The organism is Stenotrophomonas sp. YJH_SMC_82 (genome assembly GCF_059368875.1).
The window spans coordinates 870,462-896,610 of record NZ_JCAFSE010000001.1 but is presented as its reverse complement, the minus strand read 5'-3'; the positions used below and the strand labels follow the sequence as shown (position 1 = coordinate 896,610).

Genomic DNA, 26,149 nt, shown 5'->3' with positions numbered 1-26,149 from the left:
TGCAACGGACATTGTCCGGACATACGCTGGCGCAGGGCATTCCGTAGAGCCGAGCCCATGCCCGGCTGGCCACTCGCCGGAGCAGCCGGGCATCGGCTCGGCGCTACAGGAAGCTAGGCCAGCAGCGTTTCCAGCTGCGCCGGTTCGCGTGCCAGCTGGCCAGCGCCGGCCGCGGTGAGTTCCGCCTCACCGCCAAAGCCCCACAGCACACCCACGCTGCGCAGGCCGTGGTGACGCGCGCCTTCGATGTCCATGCGGCGGTCGCCGATCATCCAGCACTGTGCGGGCTGCACCTGCAGCCGGCGCAGAGCTTCCCCGACCAGCTCCGGCTTGTGGCTGCGCGAGCCATCCAGGGTCGAACCGATGATCTCCTCGAACAGCCCGCCAAACGGCAGGTGCGCAAGGATGCGGCGCGCATGCGGCTCGTTCTTGGCGGTGACCACCGCCAGGCGGTGGCCACGGCCATGCAGCGTGCGCAGCGTGTCTTCCATCTGCGGGTACACCGTGTGTTCGCGCCAGCCTTCGACGTCGAAGCGCTCACGGTAGTAGCCCACCGCCTGTTCCACCCGTGCCGGTTCGACGAACAGCGGCGCGAAGGTGGTGCGCAGCGACGGACCGATCCAGCCCAGCAGCGTCTCCTGCGGCGGCACCGGATGGTTCATCTTCTGCAGCGCATAGGCGATGCAGGCGGTGATGCCCACCTGCGAATCGATCAGCGTGCCGTCGAGGTCGAAGAACAGGACATCCTTGCTACGGTCGGCACTCATGCGCCGCGCGCGTCGAGCGCGGCGACGGCCGGCAGGGTCTTGCCTTCCAGGAACTCCAGGAACGCACCACCGCCAGTGGAGATATAGCTGACCTGCCCGGCGATATCGAACTTGTCGACCGCCGCCAGGGTGTCGCCACCGCCCGCGATGGAGAATGCCGGCGAGCTGGCGATGGCGCGGGCCAGCGCTTCGGTGCCCTTGCTGAAGGCTTCGAACTCGAACACGCCGACCGGGCCGTTCCAGACCACGGTGCCGGCCTTTCCGATCAGCTGCGCGTACTGCGCAGCGGTCTGCGGGCCAATATCCAGGATCAGGTCGTCCTCGGCGACGGCGTCGACCGCCTTCACTTCGGCAACAGCGTCCGGCATGAACTGCTTGGCGGTGACCACGTCGACCGGCAGCGGGATGTCGGCGCCACGCGCCTTGGCATCGGCCACGATCTTCTTCGCGGTGTCCAGCAGGTCCGGCTCATACAGCGACTTGCCGACCTTGTAGCCGGCGGCAGCGATGAAGGTGTTGGCGATGCCACCACCAACGATCAGCTGGTCGACCTTGCCGACCAGGTTGGCCAGCAGTTCCAGCTTGGTGCTGACCTTGCTGCCGGCAACGATGGCCAGCAGCGGCTTGGCCGGTGCGTCCAGCGCCTGCGCCAGCGCGTCCAGCTCGGCCATCAGCAGCGGGCCACCGGCCGCGACCGGGGCGAAGCGGATGACGCCATGGGTCGAGGCCTGCGCGCGGTGTGCGGTACCAAAGGCATCCATCACGAACACGTCGCACAGGGCGGCGTACTTCTTCGACAGGGCCTCGTCGTCCTTGCCCTCGCCGACGTTCATGCGGCAGTTTTCCAGAAGCACCAGCTGGCCCGGCTGCACGTCGACGCCGTCGACCCAGTCACGCACCAGCGGAACCTCGCGGCCGAGCAGCTCGGACAGGCGCTGGGCGACCGGCGCCAGCGAGTCGGCCTCGCTCCACACGCCTTCCTTCGGGCGCCCCAGGTGCGAGGTGACCATCACTGCCGCGCCCTGCTCCAGCGCGCGCTTGAGCGTCGGCAGCGAAGCGGTGATGCGCTGTTCGGAAGTGATGCGGCCATTCTCGATCGGCACGTTCAGATCCTGGCGGATCAGCACGCGCTTGCCGGAGAGGTCGAGGTCGGTCATGCGGACGATGGACATGGGCAACTCTTTGGCTCAGGGACGGGATGCCGGGCTACGGCAGGCGGCCATTGTATCGGGTGCGGCTGGTGGGAGGGCCGATGCCTGCGGCAGGCAGCGGCGCAACTGCAACTGCAACTGCAACAGCCAGAGCCAAAGCGCTGGCGCCTTGTGATGCTGTGGGTGGGCCGGGGCGGTGTGGGCTCGCGGGGGACGCCGTGAATCCATCCCTGGAGGCTCGGGCGCGCCATCCATGGCGCTTACGCCCCCGCGAGCCCAGACCACCCTGGCCTCGACAGGTTCATGAGGCGGAGCGGACGGCGAAAGCAAAGGCGGTTTCTGGTGTCGGAGGGAGATGGAAGGTTGAGCCGAGCTGATGCTCGGCTGGGGATCTCGTGGAGAGCAGCCGAGCGTGGGCTCGGCTCTACAAAGAGCGCCCAGCCAAGCAGCTTTTGCTCTTCTTTTTTTCTTTCCGTGGGTGGACGCACACGGAAACTGTCAGAGGCCGGGCGGGTGGGCTGGGCAGGGGTATCCGCGCCATGGATGGCGCGGCTAAGCCTCCAGGGACGGATTCACGGCGTCCCCTGCCCAGCCCACCCGCTCGGCCCATCCCCGGGATCGCGCTTTGCAGCCACCCACGAGGGGCTGCGCCGTTCGCCGGAACCTAAGCCGAAGGCGTCGGCTTCTGCCGAAGCAGGCTGAGCGCCAAGCCACCCACCACCAGCACGCCCAGACCCAGCAGCGCCCACAACAGCCACGACTTCCAGTCATGCTGCGGTTTCAGCGCCGCGTCACCCGCCAGCGGTTCCGGGCTGCCTTCCAGTCGCGCCAGCGTCGGCTGCCACGACGGATCGTTGCGCTGCCGAAGTTCCTCGATCAACACCCCGATCGGCGCGTCCGTGCGGCGCGCGGTCGCGCTGCCCACCGCCAGTGCGTAGGGCGCCGCACCCTGGCTCAGGAACACCAGCACTTCCGGTTGGTAGCCCAGGCGCAGCGTCGGCGCAGTGGCAGATTCCGCCGGATTCGCCACCAGCTTCCAGTAGCGGTCGCGGTGCACGCCGCCCAGCGGCTGCGCCGCCGACTGCTGGCGCTGGCCCTGCGTGCCCTGTTGCACCTGGTAGGCGATCCACGGCGCGCTGCGGCGCTGCCACTCGGCACTCTCGTCATCACGACTGAACAGCGTCCATTGCACCAGGCTGTTGTCGGTGCTGGCCACATCGGCGCGCGCCACCGGGAACCGGCCATCCATCTCGAAGGTGTATTCGCCCTTGCCCTTCGACGTCGGCTCCAGCGACAGCCATTCCCACGGCAGCGTGGCCGGCGCTGGCGGCAGTTCCGCCAACACGCCGCGCAGGGTCGGCAGCCGCGAGTCGCCCTGCGCCAGGATGCGCAGGTAGCGTGCAGTGCCGTCCACCTGCAGGCGGCGCTGCAGCAGGCGCTTGCCGGCGCGCTGCAGATCCACCAGCGGCACGTCGCGACCCATCGATCGCCAGTGCTGCAGGTCATCACTGGCATCCAGCTGAACCTGCGCCTGCAGCGGCTGGCCGCTGTCGGCCCAGTCCAGCACCAGCGCCGCCAGCGGCTGCTGGTCGAGCATGCTGGCGTCGATCAGCCAGCCGCCCTGCCCGTTCGCCGTCGCCCCGCCACTCACCCGTGCTTCGACCCGGCGCACGCGCCCATCGGTATCACGCTCGGTCAGCAGCTGCAGATCGTTGCGCTGGGCATCGGCCAGCGGCGGCAGCACGAACCACGGCAGTTCACGCTGCACCGGCGGTTGCGCCAGCGGCTGGTCCGGCGCCAGCAGTGCCGACGGCAGCAGCTGGCTGGCTGCATTGAACACCTGCAGGTCGCTGAGGTCGGGGCTCACGGCACGGCGGTAGATCGCCGGCTCCAGCACGATGCGGTAGGCACCGGACTGCGCGCTGGACAATGTGAGCGGCCATTGCTCGGCATACTGCGTGCGGTAATCAGCCGCCTGCACCACGACGGCGGCCAGCATGCCGAACATCGCCGGCAGCAGCGCCCTGCTCCACTTCCTCATTGCTTTTCCTCCACGGTCGGCGCCACGCTCGGCGGAGCCGGTGCCAGATAACCCACGACCGTGCACAGCAGGCCGTAGGCGATGAACGATGCGATGCCCAGCAGGTTGCCCAGGTGCTGGCGATCGACAATGACCAGCTTGGCCAGTACCACGCCCATCAGCACGGCACCGACCATCCACAGCACACGCTGGCCACGACGCGAACCCCACACCCAGGCAATCACGCCCAGCACGCTCCACAACACGGTCAGGCTGGTCTGGGCCAGGCTGAAGCGCATCATCGACGCGTTCCATGCCAGCCCACCCCACTGGTGCACGCCATGCAGCACCAGGCTGGTCAGTGCGACGAAGGCCGCCAGTGCCAGCAGCGGCATGCGGATGTTCAGCAATGCCTGCGGTGCCTGCGGTTGCTGATCGCCGTACAGCCAGCGCGCCAGCAGCAGCAGGCTCAACCATTGGCCGATCTCGGCCGGATTCAGCACCGGCAGCCACAACAGCGGTGCAGCGTCGCCCGGCAGCAGCTGGCCCAACAGCCAGCCGATCGACAGCAGGCCGAACAGCACGCACTGCAGCGGGACGCGCACGCTGTCGAAGGCCTGTCCCAATGGCCAGCGCAGCGCATTCCAGCGCCACAGCGACAGTGCCGCCATCAGCAGCCATGGCAAGGTCACCAGCAGGGTCGTCCAGCCCTGCGCCAGATCGGCTTCGCCACCGCCCCACAGGGCCAGCAGCGAAAGCAGCGACGGCCACAGCAGCCACCACAGGAACTGCGCGATGCGGGCCACGGTATCGCCGCCCTGGCGCAGGCACAGCAGGGTCCGCACGCCCAGCACCGCGAACACCGCCCAGGCCAGCGCGCCATAACCTGCGAACGGCTGGTGGTGTGCATCGCTCTGCACCAGGGCCAGCGGGAAGCCCAGCGCGAGCATGGCCAGTGCGGTCACGCCCAGTGCACGCGCCGGCTGGCGACGCTGCACTTCGGCCACCAGCCAGGCAGTGACCGCGGCCAGCACCAGCAACGCGTCCACTTCGGTGCGGTACGGGAAGAAGCGCGTGATCTCATGGATCAGGCCGCCCAGCCACCACAGCAGGCCCCACAGGTAGTACACCAGTGCGACCTCATGACGTGACCTGCGCTGGTAGCTCCACGCCGACGCGAAGCCGGCCAGGGCCAGCAACAGCGCGCCGATGGCGGTCGGGTTGATCAGGAAGCGCAGGTCTTCGTGCCAGTGGTCGCCACCGGCAACGAAGGCGAATGCGGCGCCGATCTGCAGCAACGCGCCGGATACCTGCGGCAGCCAGCGCTTCTGGCGCAGCCCCAACCAGGCCAGGCCTGCACCTTCCAGCGCAAACACGGCACCGGTGGCACGCGCCGACAAGGCCAGCGGCACCGCCAGCGTGGCGAAGCCCACCGCAAGCACGGCATGCGACTGCGCCAGCATGGTGTACGACGCACGTGCGATCAGCGCCCGTGCCAGTACCGCGTAGATCGCGGCCAGGCCCAGCGCGCATAGTGCCAGCGTCATCGGTTGTTCGTGCAGCATGCCTGCCTGCAACGAGAATGCGACCAGCGGCGCGCCGAACACCAGGCTGCCATCGATCAGATCGCGCCGGCCGGCCGGCTGGCGGCGCGCGTACAGCAGCGGGATCAGCAGGTAGAACACGAAGAACAACAGCAGGAACGGCTCAGTGCTGCTGAACTTGTCCGGTACGTACTGCAGCACGCCCCAGAAGGTGCCGATGCCGAAAGTGAAGGCGAAGCCCAGCAGGTTCAGCGCGCGCCAAGGGCGGAACCAGGCGATGGCGAAAATGCCCGCGTTGAGCACCGCGTAATAGCTGAACAGCCCCACGTGATTGCCGCTGCCGGTGGACAGCCACAGCGGTGCCATGAAGCCGGCCAGGATCCCCAGCACGGCCAGCGTGCGCGAGTTCTGCACCACCGCCAGCACGCACAGCCCGGCCACCAGGGCAATGGAGCTGGCGAAGGCGAAGCCCGGCGGAATCAGGTCGAAGCGCTTGAAGGCCGCGAAGATGGTCAGCAGCAGCACGCCGATGGCACCGCCCTGCAAGGCCAGCGCAAACAGGCGCCGGCGCTCGCGCTGGTGCCAGCCGAAGGCCAGCAGGCCCAGCGCGCCCACGGTGATGCCGGCCAAGCGCAGCTCGATCGGCAACACCAGCCAGCCCTGGTCGCTGACGTACTTCAGCAGCGCCGCGACACCGGCCAGCAGCACCAGCATGCCGATCTTGACCGGCACGTTGCCTTCGGTGAACCAGCGCTTGACCGCACTGATGCCGCGCTCGATGACGTTGGGCAGTGCCGGCTCGGAAGGCAGCGGCGGCTGCACCGGCACCGGTGGCACCGGCGGTGGCGCAGCAGGTCGGGGAACAGGCGCCTCGGTCGGCGCTGCTTCGCGCACCGGTGGCTGCGGGGGGTGCGGCGCAGCAGCGGCGACCGGCCGCAGGAACGGTGGATCGGCACTGGCCGTGGGCGTGGCCGCAGCCCGTTCGGGCGTGGGCGCGCTGGCGGCCGGCCTGGCGGTGGCAGGCGCGGCGGCCATCGCGCTTTCCAGCGCCGCGACGCGGCGGCGCAGGCCGGAGATCATCACCAGCGCCACCACCAGCAGCAGGGGGATGGCCAACAGGACCAATACGACCAGTGCGATCAGTGCTTCCATTGCGTGCTTCCATTGCGTTCCCGCGCCACAGCGGCAGCGGTCGACCGCCCCATGCTACGACAGGGTGGGCCCCTTAAACGACGAACCCCGGCCAGGCCGGGGTTCGTCTGCGATCTACGCCGGCCTTACTTGGCGGCGATGACCTTGGCCATTTCCAGGCACTTGTTCGAGTAGCCCCACTCGTTGTCGTACCAGGTCACCAGCTTGACGAAGGTGCCGTCCAGGGCGATGCCGGCATCGGCGTCGAACACCGAGGTGCAGGTTTCGCCGCGGAAATCGGTGGCCACCACCTTGTCTTCGGTGTAGCCCAGGATGCCCTTCAGCGGGCCTTCGCTCTGTGCCTTCACTTCGGCGCAGATCTCGGCGTAGGTGGCTTCCTTTTCCAGCTCGACGGTCAGATCGACCACCGACACGTCCGAGGTCGGCACGCGGAAGCTCATGCCGGTCAGCTTCTTGTTCAGTTCCGGAATGACCACGCCGACGGCCTTGGCCGCACCGGTGGACGAGGGAATGATGTTTTCCAGGATGCCACGGCCGCCGCGCCAGTCCTTGTTGGACGGGCCATCGACGGTCTTCTGGGTGGCGGTGGCCGCATGCACGGTGGTCATCAGGCCGCGCTTGATGCCCCACTTGTCATTGATAACCTTGGCCAGCGGGGCCAGGCAGTTGGTGGTGCACGAAGCGTTGGAGATGATGGCCTGGCCGGCGTAGGTCTTGTCGTTCACGCCGTACACGAACATCGGCGTGTCGTCCTTCGACGGGGCCGACATGATGACCTTCTTGGCGCCGGCATCGATGTGCTTCTGCGCGGTTTCCTTGGTCAGGAACAGGCCGGTGGCTTCCAGCACCACATCAGCGCCGACTTCATCCCACTTCAGGTTGGCCGGGTCGCGTTCCTGGGTCAGGCGGATCTTCTTGCCGTTGACCAGCAGGTCATTGCCCTGCACCGCCACGTCGGCCTTGAAGCGGCCGTGCACGGAGTCGTACTTGAGCATGTACGCCAGGTAGTCCGGCTCCAGCAGATCGTTGATGGCCACGATTTCGATGTCGTCGCCGAAGTTCAGCACCGCCGAGCGCAGGACGTTACGCCCGATGCGACCGAAACCGTTGATACCAACCTTGATTGCCATTTCTCAAGCTCCTGCGGCCGCGACAGGTGCGGCGGGATGGATAGGGCCCACAAGTCTAGCAAACCGCCGCTGGCCACCGTGGGCCAGCCGGGACCGCCGGCCGGCCCACGGACAGGATTTGATCCGGATCAAAGCGTTAGCGCGGCGTGAGGCCGAGACTGTCGCCATCCACCCAGCAACGAGAACACCCCCATGCGCAAGACCTCCCCCCTGATCGTGGCCAGCCTGGCCGCCGCCCTGTCGCTCGCCGCCGCCCCGGCCATGGCCCAGTCCAAGGGCGACTGGACCGTCTCGGCCGGCGTGCACCAGGTGGCGCCGAAGTCGAACAACGGCTGGCTGGCCGGCGGCACCCTGAAGGTCGACGTCGACAATGACGTCAAGCCGACCATCACCGGCGAGTACTTCATCGCCGACAACCTGGGCATCGAAGTGCTGGCCGCGCTGCCGTTCAAGCACGACATCAACATCAACGGCCTGGGCCGCGTCGGCAGCACCAAGCAGCTGCCGCCGGTGGTCACCCTGCAGTACCACTTCAATAGCAAGGGCAAGGTGTCGCCGTTCGTCGGCGCCGGCCTGAACTACACCACCTTCTTCAGCGAAGACACTACGGGTGCGCTGGCCGGCAGCAAGCTGAAGCTGCAGGATTCGTGGGGCCTGGCCGCACACGCCGGCGTGGACTTTGCGATCGGCGAGAAGGGCGCCCTGCGCGTGGACATGCGCTGGATCGACATCGACAGCAAGGTGAAGTTGAACGGCGAGAAGATCGGCACGGTCAACATCGATCCGCTGGTCTACGGCGCTTCGTACGTCTTCAAGTTCTAAAGCGGTGTATTGGGCGCGGGGGCTTCGCCCCCGCTCCCCCGCTACACGCAGAACCCTCGCAGCATGTTGCCCCGGTAATTGCCGGGGCTTTTTTGTGCCTGGGACTGAAGCGGTTCCGGAGCTGGGGCAAGGCAGGGAGCGGAGCCGGGACACGCCGTAAACCCATCCCTGGGGGCTCGATGGCGCCATCCATGGCGCCAACGGTCCCGGCTCCGCACCCCGCCTTGCCCCTTCCCATCACCGCGTGCGTACCAGCTCAAGCAAAGGCAAGAGCAGAACCCGTGCATCCGAGGCGCAGTGATTGCCTGTAATTGCAGGAGGCCGATTTTGATCCTGCATTTGTTTTTGATGTTGCATTTGACGTTTGCATCCGCCTCCGCGGCCATGTTTGGAGGGGAGCGCAGAGGGAGGGGCGGCGGGACCGTTGGCGGCATGAATGGCGCCATCGAGCCTCCAAGGACGGATTTACGGCGTGTCCCGCCGCCCCTCCCTCTACGCTTCCACTTCGGAACAGGAACGCGCCGCTCTTCAATCCACCTACCCCGCTAGAATGGGCGCATGAAAGCCCTGCACTCCCTGTTCCTCGCCGCCGCCCTGGCGCCGGCCCTGCTGTCCGTCTCCGCCCCTGCCCATGCCTGGGGCGCGCAAGGCCACCGCCTTGTCGCCGAAGTCGCCGACGCCCGCCTCACCCCCGCCGCCCGCGCCGAAGTGGACCGCCTGCTGGCCACCGAACCGGACGCCACCCTGGCCAGCATCGCGCCCTGGGCCGACCAGCTGCGCGCCAAGGACCCGGGCCTGGGCCGTCGCTCGGCCGGCTGGCACTACGTCAACATTGCCGAAGACGACTGCCACTACGAAGCACCGAAGCACTGCAGGAACGGCAACTGCATCGTCGAAGCCCTCAAGGCGCAGAGCGCCATTCTGGGCGACCGCAGCCTGACTGACGGCGAGCGCCTGCAGGCGCTGAAGTTCGTCGTGCACCTGGTCGGCGACATCCACCAGCCGATGCACGCCGGCTACGCCCACGACAAGGGCGGCAATGATTTCCAGCTGCAGTTCGGCAACCGCGGTACCAACCTGCACTCGCTGTGGGACAGCGGCATGCTCAACACCCGCAAGCTGGACGATGCCGGCTACCTGCCGGTGCTGCAGAGCCAGCGCGCACCGAAGCTGGCGCGCCAGTCCAACCCGCAGCGCGACCCGCAGGTCTGGGCCGAGGCCAGCTGCCGCATCTCCATGCAAGCTGGCGTTTATCCGGCCTCGCGTAAAATCGGTGACGAGTACACCGAGCGCTACCGGCCGCTGGCCGAAGCGCAGCTGCGGCTGGCCGGTGAAAACCTGGCGCAGTTGCTGAACCGCGTGCTCGGCACGCGCTGAGGAGAGCTCCAATGCCGGTCCAGGTGCAGTCGTTCTTCCACCGTGACAGCAACACCTTCAGCTACCTGGTCAGCGACCCGGCCAGCGGCGAGGCGGCGCTGATCGATCCGGTCCTGGACTATGACCCGGACACCGACGCCAGCAGCGAATCACCGCTGCGCGCGGCATTGCAGGCCATCGAACAACAGGGCCTGCAGCTGCGCTGGCTGCTGGAGACGCATGCCCACGCCGACCATGTGTCGGCCGGGCGCCGACTCAAGCAGCACTTTCCGCAGGCCACGCTGGCCATCGGTGAAGGCATCCGCGCGGTGCAGGCGACGTTTGCGCCACGCTATGGCCTGCAGCTTCCGGGCGCCGATGAAATCTTCGACCACCTGTTCAGTGATGGCGAGACCTTCACTTTGGGCGAACTGCGCTGCCAGGTGATCGCCGTGCCCGGCCACACCAGCGACAGCATCGCCTACCTGATCGACGATGCGCTGTTCACTGGCGACTCGCTGTTCATGCCCGACGGCGGCACTGCCCGTTGCGACTTCCCTGGCGGTGATGCCGCACAGCTGTACCGCTCGATCCAGCGCCTGCTGGCCCTGCCGGATGCCACCCGCGTGTTCGTCTGCCACGACTACGGCCCGGGCGGCCGCGACTTCGCCAACGAAACCACCATCGGTGAACAGCGCGCGCACAACATCCACGTGCACGACGGCGTGGCCGAGGCGGAGTTCGTCAGCGTGCGCCAGGCCCGCGATGCGACGTTGGAAGAACCGAAGCTGATGCAGCCTGCGGTAAAGGCCAATATCCAGGGCGGGGCCTGACGTACGCCCGGCAGAGCCCGGCGCCATCGGTGTCCATCACGGACCGCCAGTGTTCATTTTCCCTGCATCCGCACCACGTGCTGGCCCTTCACGATCTCGAACGTGAAGGCGTACTGCAGGGTGACCGCTACCGGCTCGACGCGCTCGGCGCCCCGGCAGTCACCGCGGTCGGCAGGCACCTTGCCCGCCGCGAAGTGGCAGACCGCTGCGGACGAGTACTTCCACATCGCTACGGCTTCCTGGGCAGCCTGCAGCAGGGGCGCATTCTCGCCCGCAGCACCTGCCGCGCACTCCGGACGATCGGTCAATGGCAGGCTTCGCTCCACGGCGCCATTGGCATCAACCACCACCTGCAGGCAGATCGTGGTCGGCGCCAGTTCCGCGCGCGGGTCACGATCGCCAACCTCCGGGTCTGGTGCCGCGTACAGCTGGGGCATCCGGTAGCCTTCGGTCGCACCCAGCGAATACACCTGCAGCTGTCCACCGCCGCTGCCCGCCTGCGGCTGCAGGCGCTGGTGGCCGACATTTTCGCTGCGGGTATCCACCGTGATCAGGCGGTCCTGGCTCGCACACCCCACCAGCAGCGCTGCCGCCATGATCAGCGCAGCGGACTTCATTGGGTGTCCTCGGTGTTGTCCATGGCGAACGTGATCGGAATCTTCACCGCCGCTGCAACCGGCTTACCGTTCTTCATCGCCGGCCGATAGGTCCAGCTGCGTGCCGCAGCGATCGACACCGCATCGAACACGCCCGGATTGGTGGCACTGAGCACGCGGACATCGCTGGGACGCCCCTGCGCATCCACCTCCACGCGCAGGTTCACCACGCCTACCTGGCGCTGCTCGAACGCGGATTTTGGATAGGACGGCGGTGGCATCCTGTCGATCTGGATCGGACGGTCCAGCCCAGCCTTGGCCGCACCTTCTTCCGCCGTTGCGTACGGCTCGACACCGATCCTCGGGCTCCCGGCCGCGCCGCCCTGGCTGGCCCATGCCACCGCGCCCATGCCCACACACAACCCGACCACCAGCACCTGCCCGGACACCCACGGCAATGCCTTCCGCTTGGACTGCTTCAACATGGCGATACGCTCCTTCAACACGGGTTGGCTGCGCCAATGGCAGACCGCGGGCGCAACCGGGTGGACCAGCTGCGCCTTCAGCAGCGTGCTGGCGTAGAGGCCGCGCAGCGCCGGCTGCGGGGCCATGGTGCGGGCATCGCAGGCCAGTTCCTGGTCGCGCAGGAAGCGGCCCGCAGCCCACGGCAGAAGCGGGTGGAACCAGAACACCGCGCGCACCAGCAGCAGCGCACCGTTGGCCCAGTGATCGCCATGACGGTGATGGCTGCGCTCGTGCTGCAGGATCAAGCTCTGTTCCTGTGCGGTGAACTGCAGGTCGAAGTCGGGACCAACCACGATGCGTGGGCGCCACAGGCCAACCAGCGCGGGCAAGCCGGGATCGCCGCTGGCCTGCCAGCTGCCATCGGTGCGCGGCGTCAGTGGGCCCATGCTCCGTTCGAAACGATGTTGTGCGCGCAGGTCGCGCAACAGGCGGATGCCCGCGCCCAATGCCCACAGCGCGAACAACAGCCCGGCCCATGGCAGCGAGGGCCCGCTCAGGGCATCGAGGGCACCGGGCATCACTTTCAGCGGCAGCGTGGGTACCTGCTGCAACACCGCAACCTGTGGCAATGGCAGCGTCAGGGCCACCAGCAGCAGCGGCAGCAGCCACCAGCTGCGGTAGGCCAGCCCAGCGCCCCCCAACCGCACCAGCAGCGGTCGCAGCACCGCCAGCAGGGCCACACCCACGGCCAGCCACAAGCTGGCCCGCCACAGTCCGTCGAGCAGCTCAGTCATGGTCCAGCTCCTGGATCAGCTTCTTCAGTTCGGCGATGTCCTGCGCGCTCAGCTGGCCGCGTTCGCTGAAGTGCGCGACCAGCGGCGCCACGCGCCCTTCGAAGACACGGCCGATGAAGTCCTGGCTCTGCGCCTCCACCCACGTCTGTCGCTGCAGCAGCGGCCGGTACAGGTAACGCCGTCCATCGCGCTCGGCAGTGATCGCGCCCTTGGTCAGCAGGCGGTTGAGCAGGGTCTTGATGGTCGGCTCGGCCCAGTCGCGATGGGCCAGCGCGGCCACCACGTCATCGGCACTACGCGGTGCCTGCTGCCACAGCACCTCCATCACGACGGCTTCGGCTTCGCTGATCGGGGTCATGGTTTACATCCGTAATCGACAGATTGATTACGCGCGTAATCGAACTGCCTGTCAAGCCCCTCGACTCCGGGTTCATCCCGGCTGCGCCAGCATCGGTTCCTCCCGCCCCTGGCCCCGGATGAAAGCACTGCCGAAGAAGGATTTCCCGGTCGAGCAGGCCCGCCGCTTCCTCGAACCCGGCCCGATCGTGCTGGTCAGCACGGCATGGGGCGGCCAGCGCAACCTGATGACGATGGGGTGGCACATGGTCATGGGCTTCTCGCCTTCACTGGTCGCCACCTACCTGTGGGACGCAAACCACAGCCACGCGTTGGCGCGCGGCAGCGGCGAGTGCGTGATCAACGTGCCCGGGGTGGAGCTGCTCGATACCGTGGTGGACATCGGCAACTGCAGCGGCCGCGAGGTCGACAAGTTCGCCCGTTTCGGGCTCGACGCACTGCCCGCGCGTGAGGTCGGCGCGCCACTCGTCGGCCAATGCCATTCGTGCTTCGAATGCCGCCTGTACGACGACAGCCAGGTGGCAGCGAGCAATCTGTTCATCTGGGAAATCGTGCACGCCCATGTTGCGCCCCGGCCGAAACTGCCGCGCACGGTGCATTACCGCGGCGATGGGCAGTTCATGGTGGCCGGCGCGGAAGTCTCGCGTCGACGGCGGTTCAAGCCCGACATGCTGTAATGCCCGCACTCCCCCGACGCAGGACCGCCGCGCATGACCGAACACCTCACCGACCTGGACGCCGCCGTCGACTGGTTGTTTGCGCGCGTGGACGGGCCGCTGCGGATCGGGGCACCGCTGGCACTGGGCAAGCCGCATCGGCTGCTCAATGCCCTCTACGCGCGCGTCGAGCACGATCCGTCGCGGCCGCTGCAGCTGTATACCGCGCTGTCGCTGAATCCGCCGAAGGCGCGGGGCAACGGCCTGGAAGCCCGCTTCCTGGCACCGTTCGCGCAGCGCCATTTCGGCGACGACTTCCCGCGCCTGGCCTATGCCGATGCGATCGCGCGCGACGCGTTGCCTGCACATGTGCAGGTGGAAGAGTTCTACATGCAGTCCGGCGCCCTGCTCGGGTCGCGCCAGGCGCAGTCCAGCTATACCAGCCTGAACTACACCCACGCCGCCGATGCGGTGGCGCAGCGCGCGCCACAGGTGATCGTGCAGAAAGTGGCGATGCGCCCGAACGACCGCCGGCTTTCCCTGTCGTGCAACAACGACATCACCCAGGACACGCTGGACGCGATGACCGCACGTGGCCTGCCGCGTCCGCTGCTGATTGCCGAGATCGATCCCCAGTTGCCCTATCTGGGCGGCTCGGCCACGGTCGATGTCTCGTTCTTCGATCTGGTGATCACCCCACCGCCGCCGTACCCGGCGCTGTTCGGGCTGCCGCGGCAGCCGGTCGGCGATGTCGACTACGCCATCGGCCTGTACGCCAGCACGCTGGTGCGCGATGGCGGCACGCTGCAGATCGGCATCGGTACGCTGGCCGACGCGCTCAGCCATGCGCTGGTGCTGCGCCACACCGACAACGCGCGCTACCGCCGCGTGCTGCACGCGCTGGATCCGCAGCTGGCCAGCCACCCGCTGGTGCAGGAGATCGGCGGTGTGGACCCGTTCGAAGTGGGCCTGTACGGCTGCAGCGAGATGCTCAACGAGGGCTTCCGCAGGCTGGTGCAGACCGGGGTGATCAAGCGCAAGGTACACGATGACCTTGCGCTGATGCAGCGCATCGAAAACGGCAGCACGCTGTCGATCGACCACGCCACCCTGGCGGCCGAAGGTGAGTACCTGCACGGCGCGTTCTACCTGGGCTCGCCGGAATTCTACGAGTGGCTGCGCACGCTGCCAGAGGACGAGTGCCGTGCGATCGGCATGCGCCGCATCAGCGAGATCAACCAGCTGTACGGCGGCAACGAAACGCTGGAACGCCTGCAGCGCCGCCATGCGCGCTTCTTCAACTCCTGCATGATGGCCACCGCGCTGGGCGCGGCGGTGTCGGACGCGCTGGACGATGGACGCGTGGTATCCGGTGTGGGCGGCCAGTACAACTTCGTGGCGATGGCACATGCCCTGCCGGAAGCCCGCAGCGTGCTGATGTTCCGCGCCGCGCGCGATGACAAGGGCCGACGCGAATCCAACGTGCGCTGGAACTACGGGCACACCACCATTCCGCGCCACCTGCGCGACATCTACCTCAACGAATACGGCATTGCCGACCTGCGCGGACTGACCGACGAGGACTGCGTGCATGCGATGACCGCAATCACCGAGGCCCCGTTCCAGGGCGGCCTGCTGCAGCAGGCGCACGCCTCGCGCAAACTGCTGGCGGTCGCGCAACCGGATCCGCAGCGGCAGCAGCGCAATACGCCGCAGGCGCTGACAGCGGCGCTGGCCCCGTTCCGCGCCGATGGCAGCCTGCCGGACTATCCGCTGGGCAGTGACTTCAACGAGATCGAGCAGGTGCTGGTGAAAGCGCTGGCGTGGCTGAAGGCCAATACGCAGACCCGCGGCGACAAGCTGCGTGCCGTCTGGGCAGCACTACGGCAACCGGCCGGCGACGGCGATGCGGTGTACCTGCAGCGCATGGGCCTGCAGGCACCGAAGGATTTCGCCGAACGCCTGGACGCGCGCCTGCTGCGGCTGGCACTGGCGCGCACCGCCTGAGAAAAGGGGACGGAGGGGATTAAGTCGTTTGTGCACAAACGACTTAATCCCCTCCGTCCCCTTTTCTCATCCATGCATGGCGCGGATCTACTGACCAACCCTCACTGCTTCCTCAAGATACAGGCGGGCAATCGGTGGATGCGCCCGATGCTCGACCTGCCACAGATCATATGCCGCCTGCATCGCCAGCCACATGCGGGCATTGCCCAGACCTGCAAGTTCAAGACGGTACGCGAGTTCCGCGGAGATACCGGCGTGCCCGTTGATGATGGTCGACAGCTGTCCGCGCGAATAGCCAAGATGCTGCGCCAACGCACTGATCGACATGCTGATCGCCGGCAGGATGTCTTCGCGCAGCGATTCTCCGGGATGCGGCGGATCATGCAACGGCATCGAGCAGCCTCTTAGTGGTAGTCAAGGTAATCGACCAGTTCAACGTCAAGCCCACGAAAGCGGAACACCAATCGCCAACTCGCCGAGACACTTACAGCCCAGTAGCCGCTATAGCTTCCGCGCAGGGGGTGCAGGCGATTTCCGGGAAGCCCCATGTCCCCAGGCAGCCGGGCCTGATCCAGCTGCAGAAGCAAACGCCGCAACCGAGCCACATGATCGGCACGGACTCCGGAAATGTCGCCCCGCTCATAGAGCGCCTTCAGGCCCTTGTGCCTGAAGCTGACGATCATGCAGCGCAAGTGTAAGGCATGACCTTACACCCCGCAAATCCACCGTGGTCTTCTGCGCCGCGCTTCTTATCCATGCCTACTTCTGAGGGTTCCTCGGCAGGTCCTTTTTTCGCAGAGAACGCAGGTCAGATGAAGAGGCCAACGCGACGCCGGGACCGCCGGGTGGAACATGCCGGACAAAGAAATAGGGACGGAGGGGATTAAGTCGTTTGTGCACAAACGACTTAATCCCCTCCGTCCCCTTTTTCCTGCGGCAAAGAAAAGGCCGGCTTGCGCCGGCCTTTCCTCATTACGTCGCGATGCTGCTTACAGCGCCTTGGCGGCTTCCACCACGTGCGCGGTGGTGATGCCGAAGTGCTTGTACAGCTGGTCGGCCGGGGCGGAGGCACCGAAGGTGTCGATACCGATCACGGCACCGTCCAGGCCGACGAACTGGCGCCAGAAACCGGTGACGCCGGCTTCCACGGCCACGCGCTTGCGCACGGCGTTCGGCAGCACCGATTCACGGTAGGCCGCATCCTGGCGCAGGAACACGTCGGTGGACGGCATCGAGACCACGCGGGTCTTGAGACCAGCCGCATCCAGCTGGGCCTTGGCTTCGGTGGCCAGCGAGACTTCCGAACCGGTGGCGATCAGGATCACATCCGGGGTACCGGCGGCATCGGCCAGCACGTAACCGCCGCGCTCGATCTGCGCGATCTGCTCGGCGCTGCGCGGCTGGTGCGGCAGGTTCTGGCGGCTGAACACCAGGCAGCTCGGGCCGTCCTGGCGGGTGATCGCGGCCTTCCAGCTCACCGCCGACTCGACCGCATCGCACGGACGCCACACGTCGTTGTTCGGGATGTAGCGCAGCGAGGCCAGGTGCTCCACCGGCTGGTGGGTCGGGCCGTCTTCGCCCAGGCCGATCGAGTCGTGGGTGTAGACGTGGATGGCGTGCGCCGGGATCAGCGCGCTCATGCGCACGCCGTTGCGGGCGTAGTCGCTGAACACCAGGAAGGTGGCGTCGAACGGAATGAAGCCACCGTGCAGGGCCAGGCCGTTGGCAATGGCGGTCATGCCGAACTCGCGCACGCCGTAATACACGTAGTTGGCGTTGGCGTCGTCGCTGGCAACCGATTTGCTGCCCTTCCACAGGGTCAGGTTGGAGTGCGCCAGGTCGGCCGAACCGCCGACGATTTCCGGCAGCAGCGGGGCATAGGCTTCGATGGCCAGCTGCGACGCCTTGCGCGAGGCGATCGTCGGGCCTTCCGCGGCCACCTGGGCGATGTACGCATCGGCCTTGGCAACGAAGTCGGCCGGCAGTTCGCCATGCGAGCGGCGGGTCAGTTCGGCTGCTTCAGCCGGGTACTGGCTGGCGTACTTGTCGAACAGCTGTTCCCACTCGGCCTGACGCAGGGTGCCGGCGCCATTGGCGCGCCAGCCGTCGTAGATCGCCTGCGGGATCTCGAACGGACCGTATTCCCAGCCCAGCTGCTTGCGGGTGGCTTCCAGCTCGTCCTTGCCCAGCGGTGCGCCGTGGCTGGATTCCTTGCCCGCCTTGTTCGGCGAACCAAACCCGATGGTGGTGCGGCAGCAGATCAGGGTCGGCTTGTCGCTCTGCGACAGCGCGGCCTCGATGCCGGCCTTGATGCTGTCCGGGTCATGGCCATCGACGTCGCGGACCACGTTCCAGCCATAGGCCTCGAAACGCTCCGGGGTGTTGTCGGTGAACCAGCCCTCGACGTTGCCGTCGATGGAGATGTGGTTGTTGTCCCAGAAGCAGACCAGCTTGTGCAGGCCCCAGGTGCCGGCCAGCGAAGCGGCTTCATGCGACACGCCTTCCATCAGGCAGCCATCGCCCATGAACACCCAGGTGCGGTGGTCGACCACTTCCAGCTCCGGACGGTTGAAGCGCTGTGCCAGCAGCTTCTCGGCCAGGGCGAAGCCCACGGCATTGGCGAAACCCTGGCCCAGCGGGCCGGTGGTGGTCTCCACGCCCGGGGTCTCGTGGCGTTCCGGGTGACCGGCGGTGTGGCTGCCCAGCTGGCGGAACAGCTTCAGCTGCTCGATCGGCAGGTCGTAGCCGCTCAGGTGCAGCAGCGCGTACTGCAGCATCGAACCGTGGCCGTTGGACAGCACGAAACGGTCGCGGTTGAACCAGTGCGGGTTGCTCGGGTTATGGCGGAGGTAGTCGTTCCAGAGGACTTCGGCGATGTCGGCCATGCCCATGGGCATGCCGGGGTGGCCGGACTTTGCGGTTTCAACCGCATCGGCGGCAAGGAAGCGGATGGCGTTGGCCAACTGGCGACGGGTAGGCTGCGTCATGGTTCTGTCGGAATCGGGAGGCGGCCGCGGACGTGCGGGCGGCCTATTGTCCCATAGTCGCCGGGCGGGGGGTCAGTTCACCTTGCCCGGTCGTGCCGGCCGCTGGCCGGCACGTCATGATCTCCGCCGGATTCCGCATGTGAAAGGGGTCGGAGCCCTTTCCCTGCGGAAAGGAATCCGACCCCGATCAGGTCGCCAGCAGTGGCGTTGGACTCAGTCCTGCTGCGGACCCAGGGCCGGGCCATCGTGCGACTCGCCCTTGGCCACCAGCGTGGTCAGGGCCAGGTCGCCGGTCACGTTCAGCGCGGTACGGCACATGTCCAGGAAGTGATTCACGCCCAGGATCAGGCCGATGCCCAGCGGATTCACACCGACCATCGCGCAGATCATCGCCACCACCGGCAGCGATCCCGACGGCACGCCGGCGGTACCGATGCCACCGAGGATGCAGACCGCCATCACCATGATCTGCTGGCCGATGCTCAGGTCAACGCCGAAGAACTGGGCCAGGAAGATCACCGTCACGCCCTCGAACAGCGCGGTGCCGTTCTGGTTGGCGGTGGCACCCACGGTCAGCACGAAGCGCGACACGCGCTGCGGCAGGCCCATCTGGTCGGCCACGCGCAGCGCGGTCGGCAGGGTGGCATTGCTGGAGGCGGTGGAGAACGCCATCACCGTTGCTTCCTGGGTATCGCGGAAGAACGACAGCGGCGAGCGGCCGGACAGCCACACCGCGGTACCGTAGGTCACGATCATGTGCAGGCCCAGCGCCAGCACCACCACGCCCACATAGGCACCCAGGCGGATGATCAGCTCGAAGCCGAACAGCGCGGCCAGGTTGAACATGAAGCAGGCCACCGCATAAGGGGCCAGGCGGATGACCAGGTTGATCAGGGTCATCGAGATTTCGAACACGCCTTCGATGGCGCGGCGCAGCGGGGCAACCTTTTCATTGTCGGTCAGCACCATGCCGATGCCGAACATCAGCGCGAAGAACATCAGCGACAGGATCGCGCCGTTGTCCGACGCGGCCTGCAGCACGTTGCTCGGCACGATCGACAGCAGCATGTCCATGCCCTTCGGCGTGCCGTGGATGCCAGCGACGATTTCCTTGCTGCGCTCGGCGTTCTCCGAGAGCATCAGTGCCGCAGTCTGCGGATCGACGCCCGCGCCCGGCTTGAGCAGGTTGACCAGCACCAGGCCGATGCCCACCGCGATGCCGGACAGCAGCACGGTGTAGGCCAGGGTCTTCCAGCCGATGCGGCCGAGGGCGCGGATGTCGCCCATCTCCGACACGCCCATGATCAGCGCCGAGAAGATCAGCGGCACGATCAGCATGAAGATCAGGTTGAGGAACAGGCCCGACGCCGGGGTGGTGACGTAGTCCATTACCCACTTGGCACCAGCCTGCAGACCATCGACGCTGCCGCCCAGGGCGTGCACGATCAGTCCCAGGACCAGGCCGATCGCAAAGCCGATGCCCATCTTCCAATGCAGGGGCAACTTCTTCTTGTCGGCAGCAGCTGCTGTCATACGCGGGTTTCCTCGAAAAATGAATGCACTCTAACAAAGCGCGCAAGCGGCGCCGGTTCAGGTTCGCCGCGGCGGATACAGCGGCGCCAGGTCAGTGTCGGCGGTGCCCGCAGCCGCCGACCAGTGCGGTCCGTCACGGAAGACCTCGCGCAGGCGCGTGCGCAGCGGCGCCAGATCCCCCTGCCCGCCCCACCGCGCCTGCTGCAGGTCCTGTAGCACTTGACGCTGGGCTGCATCCCCAAGCCGCGCGATGACCTGCTCGATGCGTTCCACACCAGCCATCGCACACAGCTGTGCTTCCACCTGGTCGAAGCCCTCGCCATCCAGCGCGCGGCGCAGTTCTGCCAGGCCGGCACGCCCGCCCGCCGCAGTCGGCACAGAGGGCTTGCCCGCTACAGGCGCCACTGCGCGCGGGCGCCGACCTCGCTGCCAGCCCCACAGGAGAGTCAGCAGCCACAGCAACGCCAGGCCGATGGCCGCCGCCATCCACGGCCACGGACGCTCGGACAGGCCGCTGGCACGCGGATCGGTCGCGGCGATGCGGCTGTCCTGGCCATCGGCGCCCGGCAGCGCGGCATCGGTGTCGATCGGCGGCAATGGCGCCGGTGAGGCAGTGCCGGTGCCGGCCGCGACGGCCAGCGTCAGGTCCGGCAGCTTCGCCTCCTGCGCCTTGCCGTTACGCACATCCCACCAGGGCAGGCGCGGCCCCGGCACCACCAGCGAACCCGGCTGGCGCGGCACGATCGAATAGCGGCGGGTGATCTTCAGGCGCGGCGTGCTGCCGTTGAAGGTCTCTTCGTACTGTGCCGGTTCGGCGAACACCTGCGCATTGGTGCCGACATCCGGCACCGGCAGGTCGGTGAACTGCGCGCGCGTCGCGCCTTCGGCAACCGCTTCGACCACCACGTTGGCGGCCTCACCGGTGCGGGCACTGGTCGGCGCACTGGTGTAGCGCAGCTGCAGGCTCTGCAGTGGCAGCCACGGCTGCGGGGCCTGCGCCGGCTGTGCCTGCACCTGCAGCGTGCGGTCTGCGCCGGTGGCATTCATGCGGCCATCGCCACCGCCGAAGAAGTCGTCGAAGAAGCCACCCGCACTGCGCCCACTGAAACGGGCACCGGCCAGGCGCAACGCGCCACTGCGCTCGGGGATCAGCAGGAAACGCCGTTCGACCACGTTGTAGCGGCGCCCGTTGACCTGGCGTACATCGGTGCGGTCGTCGCCCACACGCTGCAACGACGCGCCCGCCGGGGTATCCAGCACCAGCTCGCCGGAGGCCAGCTGCGAGGCGAAGTACAGCCGCACCACCACGCCCACGCTCTGCTGCACATACGGCGTATCGTCATCGACAACGGTTTCGATGAAGGCCATCGCATTGCTGTCGGGCCCCGCCACGGCGGCCGCATCGACCTGCAGCGTCAGCGGTGCGGTGCGCACACTGCCCACCTGCAGGCCCGGTACCACCAGCGCACCACTACGTCGTGGTGTCAGCGCCACGCCATACAGGTTGCGCTGCTGCATGCTGCCATTGCTCCATTCCACCTGGCGGCTGCTGGTCTGCCCGCTCAGGTCGAAGTCGGTGCGCAATGGCGTGAAGTCAGGGGCGCCCTGGTCGCTCTCGACATTGAGCGTGACCGTGTCGCCCATCGCGATGCGGTCGCGGTCCAGCCACGCGCGCGGCTGCGCCCAGGCCAGCAGCGGCAGCCACAACAGCAGCGCCGCCAGTACCTGTCGAGGCCAGTGCCCGTGCATGTTGATCGACCGCGTCATCGCCCTTCCCTCTTCCTGCGTTCGTTTTCCAGCTGGAACTTGGCCCGCAGCAATGCGCCCGGATCATCCGGCACACGCCGCATCCATGCCTCCACCGCCTGTTGCTCCTCGCGCTGGCGCGGCGTGCGGCCCTCACCACCCGGCACTGGCTTGCCCCCCTTGCCGGCCTCACCCTCGCGTGCCTGCTGCATCGCCTGCTGCATGCGCTGGCGCTGCTGTTCATCGGCCTGCGCCTGCGCCTTGGCATCTTCCACCTGCGGTGGTGCCTGCTGGCCATCGCGGCCACGTTCGCCAGGCTGAGGCTCCGACTGCGCGTTGTTGTCACCCGCCTTGGGCTGGCCCTGCTGGCCCGACGGCGGCTGGCCCTGGCCGGGTTGCTGCTGGCCCTGCTTCGGCTGTCCCTGTGGGTTCTGTTGGCCCTGCGGGCCCTGCGGTTGTTTCTGCTGCCCGTTCTGCGGTGGCTTCTGTTGATCCTGGCCTTGGCCGCCCCCGGATGGCCTGCGCTTGCGTGCGGCATCGACCACGGCGCGGTTGGCCACTGCATCGGCCATGCCCGGATGCAGCGCCAGTGCGCGGTCGTAGGCGGCGATCGCTTCGTCGTAGTTGCCTTCGCGTGCAAGCGTGTTGGCCAGGTTGTACCAACCGGCATCGCTGTCGATGCCTTCGAACTGTCTGCGTGCAGTGGCGAAGTCGCCCTTGCGGTAGGCCTGAACCCCCTCGGCCAGGCGTTGATGCTGCAGCTGGTCGCTGCGCTTCCACAGCGTGCCCTGCGCCGGCTGCGAGACAGGCGTCGCAGGGGCCTGCGCCTGCGCGTCATTCATCCATGGCAGCAGACCCACCGCGAGCACCGCGGCCAGCACCGCGCGACGGCGGAAGGCCAGCAATGCCAGCAGCATCACCGGCGGCAGCAACCAGAAGCCTTCGTCACGCCACTGCTTGCCTTCGCCCGGCCGCTGCGCCGCCGTGCCGTCGCGCGCGTCGAGTACACCGAGCGCACGCAGATCGCCGTCATCGGCAGAGATGCGCGCATAGCGGCCGCCACCGGCAGTGGCGACTGCACGCAGGCTGCCCTCATCCAGCGCGGCCTGGCGGATCTGCCCATTGCCATCGCGGTACGCCGCACCGGCAGGCGTGCCCAGGCCCAGCACCGACACCTGCAGGCCCAGGCTGCGTGCCTGCGCCGCCGCCAGTGCAGCTTCGCTGTCCGCCTGATCGCTGACCAGCAGGATCTGCCCCTGCAACGCGCCGATCTGCCGCATCAAGCGTGTCGCCCAGTCGATGCCGCGGTCGGCACGCTGGCCATCACGCGGCATCACGTCCGGCGACAGCGCATCCAGATACAACGCAACATTGCTGCCGTCGTCGGTCAGCGGCGCCACGGTGTAGGCATCATCGGCATACACCACCAGCCCCACCTGCCCGCCCTGGCGCGCGCGCAGCAGCTCGCCCACTTTCGCCCGCGCCTGCAGCAGGCGCGACGGCGGAAGATCGGTTGCCGTGATCCGGCTGGACAGGTCCAGCACCACCAGCAGCGGTGCGCTGGCCTGGAACATCGGTTGTGCCTGCTGGCGCCAGCTCGGCCCGGCCATGGCCAGCGATGCCAGTGTCCAGCCCAGCAGCAGCGCCCATGGCAGGCGCACTCGCCGCTTCGCGCCCGCGGCCAGCAGATGTGGCAACAGGTGTGCGTCCACCGCCTGCCGCCACGCATCACTGCGTCGCTGCCGGTACACCGCGAGCGCGAGGATCAGGGGCAACGCCAGCAGCGCCCACAACCACTCCGGTCGCAGGAAGTGCAATGCGCTCCAATCGGGGAGATTCGAAGCAAACGCGATCATCGGCGACGCTCCGGCCACAGCCAGGCCAGCACGCCCAGCAGCAACGCCAGCCCCAACGGCCAGGCATAGCGTTCTTCGCGCGGACGCAGGCTCGGCCCCTTCGCGGCGACCGGCTCCAGGCGATCGAGCTCGGCGTAGATCCCGGCCAGCTGCGCGGTGTCACGCGCGCGGAAGAACTGGCCACCGGTCATGCTGGCGATCTTCTTCAGGGTGGCCTCATCGACCGGATCCTGGTCGGTGGAAATCGGGATACCAAACAGGCGCATGCTGCCATCGCCGCCGAATGCAACCGTGTGGATGCGCACGCCTTCGGCGCGCGCGACTTCCGCGGCGCGCAGCGGCTCCAGCACACCGGCGTTGCTGACACCATCGGTCAACAGGATCAGCACGCGCTGTCCCTCCGGCTGGCTGCGCAGGCGCTTCACCGCCAGGCCGATGGCATCACCGATGGCGGTCTCGCGCCCGGCCAGGCCGACCACGCTGTCGCGCAGCTGATCGCGCACGCTGGCCAGGTCTGCGGTAAGCGGCGTAAGCGTGTAGGCGCGATCACCGAAAATCAGCAGGCCGACGCGGTCGCCGGCACGACGATCCAGGAAGTCGGCCAGCACGGCCTTGGCCGCGGTGAGGCGATCAACCGCCTGGGCTCCCAGCACCATGTCACCCTCGCCCATGCTGCCGGACACGTCCATCGCCAGCATCATCTGCCGGCCCTGCTGCGGCGGCGTGATGGCTTCGCCCAGCTGCTGCGGCCGTGCCAGCGCGATGCACAGCGCGCACCAGCCCAGCCATAGCAGCAGCGTGCGCAGCCACGACACGTCGACGCGGCCCCCACCGGACAGCGCTTCGAGCTCGGCGGCGGCGTAGGGCACACGCAGCGCGGCGCCCGGTTCTGCACGGCGCTTCCACCAGCGCATCAGCAACGGCAACGGTAGCGCGAGCAATGCCAGTGGCCATGCCAGCTGCAGGTCCGGCCATGGCCAATAGGTCGTCCAGAGGTTCATCGGCGGCGCTCCAGCAGCATCGCCAGATAGCGCTCGCGGGCCCAGCTGCGCACGGCCGCCACGTCGTTGCTGTCGACGCGTGGGCGATACGCGCCTTCGGCCAGCAGGCTGCGGCGCGCATCGGGCAACGTGCCCTGCGGGTCTACACGCTGCCACCAGGCATCATCGCGCAGCGATTCACTGCCCGGCTTTGCACGGCGTGCGGCACGGCGCAGCAATCCGGCAATGGCCGCCAGTTCGGCCGCAGCGTCGGTGGTGGCTGCCAGCTCGCTATCGAACAGCTGCAACCAACGCTGGCGGCGACGGCGACGCCGCCACATCAGCACGGCGATCACCAACAGCACCAGCACAACCGCCGCGCCGACCATCAGGTAACCGGGGGCAGGCGGCCACCATGAAGGTGCCGGTGGCAACTGCACATCGCGCAGCGGCAGCGCGGCGCTCACGCCGGCACCTCGGTCGGTGACGGCGCCAGCCACGCGTCGCTGGGCGCATCCGTGGACAGCACCTGCACATCGACACGGCGTGCGCCGAGCTGGCGCCGCAGTTCCTGCAGCGGTTCGACGAAGTGTGCCTGCCAATGCGCCTGCACTTCACTGCGGCGCAGGTCGAGGCCGATGCGCTGCTGTGCGGTCTGGAACTGCAGCGCCGCCGAGGGGGGATGCAGTTCCAGTGGATCAACCAGCAGCACCAGGCTGAGATCGTGATGCTGGGCCAGCGCGCTCCAGCGCGCGGGCGGAATGCGGATGGCCTGCTGCGGATCGGCCAGCACCAGCATGCGTGCCCCCGGGCGCAGCACGCGACCGGCATGATCCAGCGCGCGCGCCAAGCCCAGATCGTCGGCCGGCGGCTGTGCATACCAGCGGGTCAGCGCGTCGAGCACGCGCAGCACGCCGCGTGGCCCACCCGCGGGGGCAATCGGCGCTTCGCGATCGCTGCCGCGCAGCGCACCCACGCGGTCGCCGCGGCGCTGCGCCGACCACGCGGCAACCGCACCGGCACGGGCGGCCTGTACCGATTTGAAGCGCACGCGCGTGCCGAAGTACAGCGCCGGCGACGTATCGGCCACGATCAGGCTGACCCGCTCGCGCTCGGCCTGGAACAATTTGGTATGGGCGCGGCCGGTGCGCGCAGTCACGCGCCAATCGATGTGGCGCGCGTCGTCGCCAGCTACATATTCGCGCGACTCGGCGTATTCCATGCCGCGGCCGCGCAGTTGGGACGGTGCCTGGCCCGCGTTGCCGGTGCGGCCACGGCGCGGCGGCGGCGGACGCTGTGCCAGCCGCCGTAGCGCGACCAGTTCGGCCAGCTGCGGGCGCAGCCCGTCACCTTCGAGCGCGGACGGTGCCTGTTCCAGGGATGGATCGGTCATGCGC

Annotated in this window: 22 protein-coding genes; 5 read left to right on the top strand and 17 right to left on the bottom strand. The window is 67.8% G+C overall.

All coding sequences use genetic code 11. From position 1 onward, the window contains the following. Nucleotides 1-113 precede the first annotated feature (113 nt). From AC5P53_RS04005 to gap, 5 genes are all read right to left on the bottom strand, one after another. On the bottom strand, nt 114-767 hold the full coding sequence (locus tag AC5P53_RS04005; protein ID WP_241887066.1) for an HAD hydrolase-like protein: 654 nt from the start codon (nt 765-767) through the stop codon (nt 114-116). Next, nucleotides 764-1,939: a phosphoglycerate kinase gene (locus tag AC5P53_RS04000; protein WP_014648236.1), complete on the bottom strand. Its 1,176-nt coding sequence runs from the start codon at nt 1,937-1,939 to the stop codon at nt 764-766. The genes AC5P53_RS04005 and AC5P53_RS04000 overlap by 4 nt, the downstream gene beginning before the upstream one ends. 643 nt (nt 1,940-2,582) lie before the next feature. Continuing rightward, nucleotides 2,583-3,959 carry a DUF3999 domain-containing protein gene (locus AC5P53_RS03995; RefSeq protein ID WP_032962132.1) on the bottom strand — a complete coding sequence of 459 codons (1,377 nt, stop codon included), beginning with the start codon at nt 3,957-3,959 and terminating at the stop codon, nt 2,583-2,585. After that, nucleotides 3,956-6,634, bottom strand: a complete 2,679-nt coding sequence (locus AC5P53_RS03990; protein ID WP_241887067.1) for a DUF2339 domain-containing protein — start codon at nt 6,632-6,634, stop codon at nt 3,956-3,958. The genes AC5P53_RS03995 and AC5P53_RS03990 overlap by 4 nt, the downstream gene beginning before the upstream one ends. A gap of 125 nt (nt 6,635-6,759) precedes the next feature. Further along, nucleotides 6,760-7,764 carry a type I glyceraldehyde-3-phosphate dehydrogenase gene (gene gap, locus AC5P53_RS03985; RefSeq protein ID WP_005414333.1) on the bottom strand — a complete coding sequence of 335 codons (1,005 nt, stop codon included), beginning with the start codon at nt 7,762-7,764 and terminating at the stop codon, nt 6,760-6,762. 192 nt (nt 7,765-7,956) lie between these two features. Between gap and AC5P53_RS03980 the strand changes: the two genes are divergently transcribed. From AC5P53_RS03980 to AC5P53_RS03970, 3 genes are all read left to right on the top strand, one after another. Continuing rightward, complete coding sequence (locus AC5P53_RS03980) at nt 7,957-8,586, top strand: OmpW/AlkL family protein (protein ID WP_014648239.1); 630 nt, start codon at nt 7,957-7,959, stop codon at nt 8,584-8,586. A gap of 558 nt (nt 8,587-9,144) precedes the next feature. Then, nucleotides 9,145-9,963 carry a S1/P1 nuclease gene (locus AC5P53_RS03975; RefSeq protein ID WP_049440438.1) on the top strand — a complete coding sequence of 273 codons (819 nt, stop codon included), beginning with the start codon at nt 9,145-9,147 and terminating at the stop codon, nt 9,961-9,963. Between the two features lie 11 nt (nt 9,964-9,974). Continuing rightward, nucleotides 9,975-10,775 (top strand): MBL fold metallo-hydrolase, encoded by an 801-nt coding sequence (locus tag AC5P53_RS03970; protein ID WP_197575474.1) that lies wholly within the window; start codon nt 9,975-9,977, stop codon nt 10,773-10,775. Nucleotides 10,776-10,828: 53 nt separating this feature from the next. Here the strand turns inward: AC5P53_RS03970 and AC5P53_RS03965 are convergent, their stop codons facing one another. From AC5P53_RS03965 to AC5P53_RS03955, 3 genes are read right to left on the bottom strand one after another with little or no spacing between them, the layout of a single operon-like run. Further along, complete coding sequence (locus AC5P53_RS03965) at nt 10,829-11,392, bottom strand: hypothetical protein (RefSeq protein WP_495227127.1); 564 nt, start codon at nt 11,390-11,392, stop codon at nt 10,829-10,831. After that, complete coding sequence (locus AC5P53_RS03960) at nt 11,389-12,630, bottom strand: M56 family metallopeptidase (protein ID WP_241887069.1); 1,242 nt, start codon at nt 12,628-12,630, stop codon at nt 11,389-11,391. The genes AC5P53_RS03965 and AC5P53_RS03960 overlap by 4 nt, the downstream gene beginning before the upstream one ends. Then, complete coding sequence (locus AC5P53_RS03955; protein ID WP_049406228.1) at nt 12,623-12,988, bottom strand: BlaI/MecI/CopY family transcriptional regulator; 366 nt, start codon at nt 12,986-12,988, stop codon at nt 12,623-12,625. The genes AC5P53_RS03960 and AC5P53_RS03955 overlap by 8 nt, the downstream gene beginning before the upstream one ends. Nucleotides 12,989-13,106: 118 nt before the next feature. On the opposite strand from AC5P53_RS03955, the gene AC5P53_RS03950 reads away from it, so the two are divergent. Both AC5P53_RS03950 and AC5P53_RS03945 read left to right on the top strand, forming a co-directional pair. Next, a complete protein-coding gene (locus AC5P53_RS03950) occupies nt 13,107-13,664 on the top strand; it encodes a flavin reductase family protein (protein WP_241887121.1) in 558 nt (185 codons plus the stop codon). Between the two features lie 33 nt (nt 13,665-13,697). After that, on the top strand, nt 13,698-15,650 hold the full coding sequence (locus AC5P53_RS03945; protein WP_241887070.1) for an acetyl-CoA hydrolase/transferase C-terminal domain-containing protein: 1,953 nt from the start codon (nt 13,698-13,700) through the stop codon (nt 15,648-15,650). Between the two features lie 87 nt (nt 15,651-15,737). Here AC5P53_RS03945 and AC5P53_RS03940 read toward each other — a convergent pair whose 3' ends face one another. The 9 genes from AC5P53_RS03940 to AC5P53_RS03900 form a co-directional block, all read right to left on the bottom strand. Beyond that, entirely contained in the window at nt 15,738-16,043 is a 306-nt protein-coding gene (locus AC5P53_RS03940) for a HigA family addiction module antitoxin (RefSeq protein ID WP_241887071.1), read from the bottom strand. Between the two features lie 11 nt (nt 16,044-16,054). Continuing rightward, nucleotides 16,055-16,333 (bottom strand): type II toxin-antitoxin system RelE/ParE family toxin, encoded by a 279-nt coding sequence (locus AC5P53_RS03935; protein ID WP_032962148.1) that lies wholly within the window; start codon nt 16,331-16,333, stop codon nt 16,055-16,057. A 306-nt stretch (nt 16,334-16,639) separates the two neighbouring features. Beyond that, on the bottom strand, nt 16,640-18,637 hold the full coding sequence (tkt, locus tag AC5P53_RS03930) for a transketolase (protein ID WP_014648248.1): 1,998 nt from the start codon (nt 18,635-18,637) through the stop codon (nt 16,640-16,642). 213 nt (nt 18,638-18,850) lie between these two features. Continuing rightward, nucleotides 18,851-20,170 carry a dicarboxylate/amino acid:cation symporter gene (locus AC5P53_RS03925; protein WP_014648249.1) on the bottom strand — a complete coding sequence of 440 codons (1,320 nt, stop codon included), beginning with the start codon at nt 20,168-20,170 and terminating at the stop codon, nt 18,851-18,853. 57 nt (nt 20,171-20,227) lie between these two features. Next, entirely contained in the window at nt 20,228-21,937 is a 1,710-nt protein-coding gene (locus tag AC5P53_RS03920; RefSeq protein ID WP_142235233.1) for a BatD family protein, read from the bottom strand. Beyond that, nucleotides 21,934-23,772 (bottom strand): VWA domain-containing protein, encoded by a 1,839-nt coding sequence (locus AC5P53_RS03915; RefSeq protein ID WP_049440451.1) that lies wholly within the window; start codon nt 23,770-23,772, stop codon nt 21,934-21,936. The genes AC5P53_RS03920 and AC5P53_RS03915 overlap by 4 nt, the downstream gene beginning before the upstream one ends. Then, a complete protein-coding gene (locus AC5P53_RS03910; RefSeq protein ID WP_014648252.1) occupies nt 23,769-24,773 on the bottom strand; it encodes a vWA domain-containing protein in 1,005 nt (334 codons plus the stop codon). Before AC5P53_RS03910 ends, AC5P53_RS03915 begins: the two co-directional genes overlap by 4 nt. Then, the gene (locus AC5P53_RS03905) at nt 24,770-25,219 is read right to left on the bottom strand and encodes a DUF4381 family protein (RefSeq protein WP_032962172.1); all 450 of its coding nucleotides are present in this window, start codon (nt 25,217-25,219) and stop codon (nt 24,770-24,772) included. The genes AC5P53_RS03910 and AC5P53_RS03905 overlap by 4 nt, the downstream gene beginning before the upstream one ends. Next, nucleotides 25,216-26,145: a DUF58 domain-containing protein gene (locus tag AC5P53_RS03900; RefSeq protein WP_032962159.1), complete on the bottom strand. Its 930-nt coding sequence runs from the start codon at nt 26,143-26,145 to the stop codon at nt 25,216-25,218. Before AC5P53_RS03900 ends, AC5P53_RS03905 begins: the two co-directional genes overlap by 4 nt. Nucleotides 26,146-26,149: the final 4 nt, after the last annotated feature.

What these genes read in the sequence shown, in the direction of transcription:
- AC5P53_RS04005 (WP_241887066.1), bottom strand. Translation starts at nt 767, where the DNA reads ATGAGTGCCGACCGTAGCAAGGATGTCCTGTTCTTCGACCTCGACGGC.
- AC5P53_RS04000 (WP_014648236.1), bottom strand. Translation starts at nt 1,939, where the DNA reads ATGTCCATCGTCCGCATGACCGACCTCGACCTCTCCGGCAAGCGCGTG.
- AC5P53_RS03995 (WP_032962132.1), bottom strand. Translation starts at nt 3,959, where the DNA reads ATGAGGAAGTGGAGCAGGGCGCTGCTGCCGGCGATGTTCGGCATGCTG.
- AC5P53_RS03990 (WP_241887067.1), bottom strand. Translation starts at nt 6,634, where the DNA reads ATGGAAGCACTGATCGCACTGGTCGTATTGGTCCTGTTGGCCATCCCC.
- gap (WP_005414333.1), bottom strand. Translation starts at nt 7,764, where the DNA reads ATGGCAATCAAGGTTGGTATCAACGGTTTCGGTCGCATCGGGCGTAAC.
- AC5P53_RS03980 (WP_014648239.1), top strand. Translation starts at nt 7,957, where the DNA reads ATGCGCAAGACCTCCCCCCTGATCGTGGCCAGCCTGGCCGCCGCCCTG.
- AC5P53_RS03975 (WP_049440438.1), top strand. Translation starts at nt 9,145, where the DNA reads ATGAAAGCCCTGCACTCCCTGTTCCTCGCCGCCGCCCTGGCGCCGGCC.
- AC5P53_RS03970 (WP_197575474.1), top strand. Translation starts at nt 9,975, where the DNA reads ATGCCGGTCCAGGTGCAGTCGTTCTTCCACCGTGACAGCAACACCTTC.
- AC5P53_RS03965 (WP_495227127.1), bottom strand. Translation starts at nt 11,392, where the DNA reads ATGAAGTCCGCTGCGCTGATCATGGCGGCAGCGCTGCTGGTGGGGTGT.
- AC5P53_RS03960 (WP_241887069.1), bottom strand. Translation starts at nt 12,630, where the DNA reads ATGACTGAGCTGCTCGACGGACTGTGGCGGGCCAGCTTGTGGCTGGCC.
- AC5P53_RS03955 (WP_049406228.1), bottom strand. Translation starts at nt 12,988, where the DNA reads ATGACCCCGATCAGCGAAGCCGAAGCCGTCGTGATGGAGGTGCTGTGG.
- AC5P53_RS03950 (WP_241887121.1), top strand. Translation starts at nt 13,107, where the DNA reads ATGAAAGCACTGCCGAAGAAGGATTTCCCGGTCGAGCAGGCCCGCCGC.
- AC5P53_RS03945 (WP_241887070.1), top strand. Translation starts at nt 13,698, where the DNA reads ATGACCGAACACCTCACCGACCTGGACGCCGCCGTCGACTGGTTGTTT.
- AC5P53_RS03940 (WP_241887071.1), bottom strand. Translation starts at nt 16,043, where the DNA reads ATGCCGTTGCATGATCCGCCGCATCCCGGAGAATCGCTGCGCGAAGAC.
- AC5P53_RS03935 (WP_032962148.1), bottom strand. Translation starts at nt 16,333, where the DNA reads ATGATCGTCAGCTTCAGGCACAAGGGCCTGAAGGCGCTCTATGAGCGG.
- tkt (WP_014648248.1), bottom strand. Translation starts at nt 18,637, where the DNA reads ATGACGCAGCCTACCCGTCGCCAGTTGGCCAACGCCATCCGCTTCCTT.
- AC5P53_RS03925 (WP_014648249.1), bottom strand. Translation starts at nt 20,170, where the DNA reads ATGACAGCAGCTGCTGCCGACAAGAAGAAGTTGCCCCTGCATTGGAAG.
- AC5P53_RS03920 (WP_142235233.1), bottom strand. Translation starts at nt 21,937, where the DNA reads ATGACGCGGTCGATCAACATGCACGGGCACTGGCCTCGACAGGTACTG.
- AC5P53_RS03915 (WP_049440451.1), bottom strand. Translation starts at nt 23,772, where the DNA reads ATGATCGCGTTTGCTTCGAATCTCCCCGATTGGAGCGCATTGCACTTC.
- AC5P53_RS03910 (WP_014648252.1), bottom strand. Translation starts at nt 24,773, where the DNA reads ATGAACCTCTGGACGACCTATTGGCCATGGCCGGACCTGCAGCTGGCA.
- AC5P53_RS03900 (WP_032962159.1), bottom strand. Translation starts at nt 26,145, where the DNA reads ATGACCGATCCATCCCTGGAACAGGCACCGTCCGCGCTCGAAGGTGAC.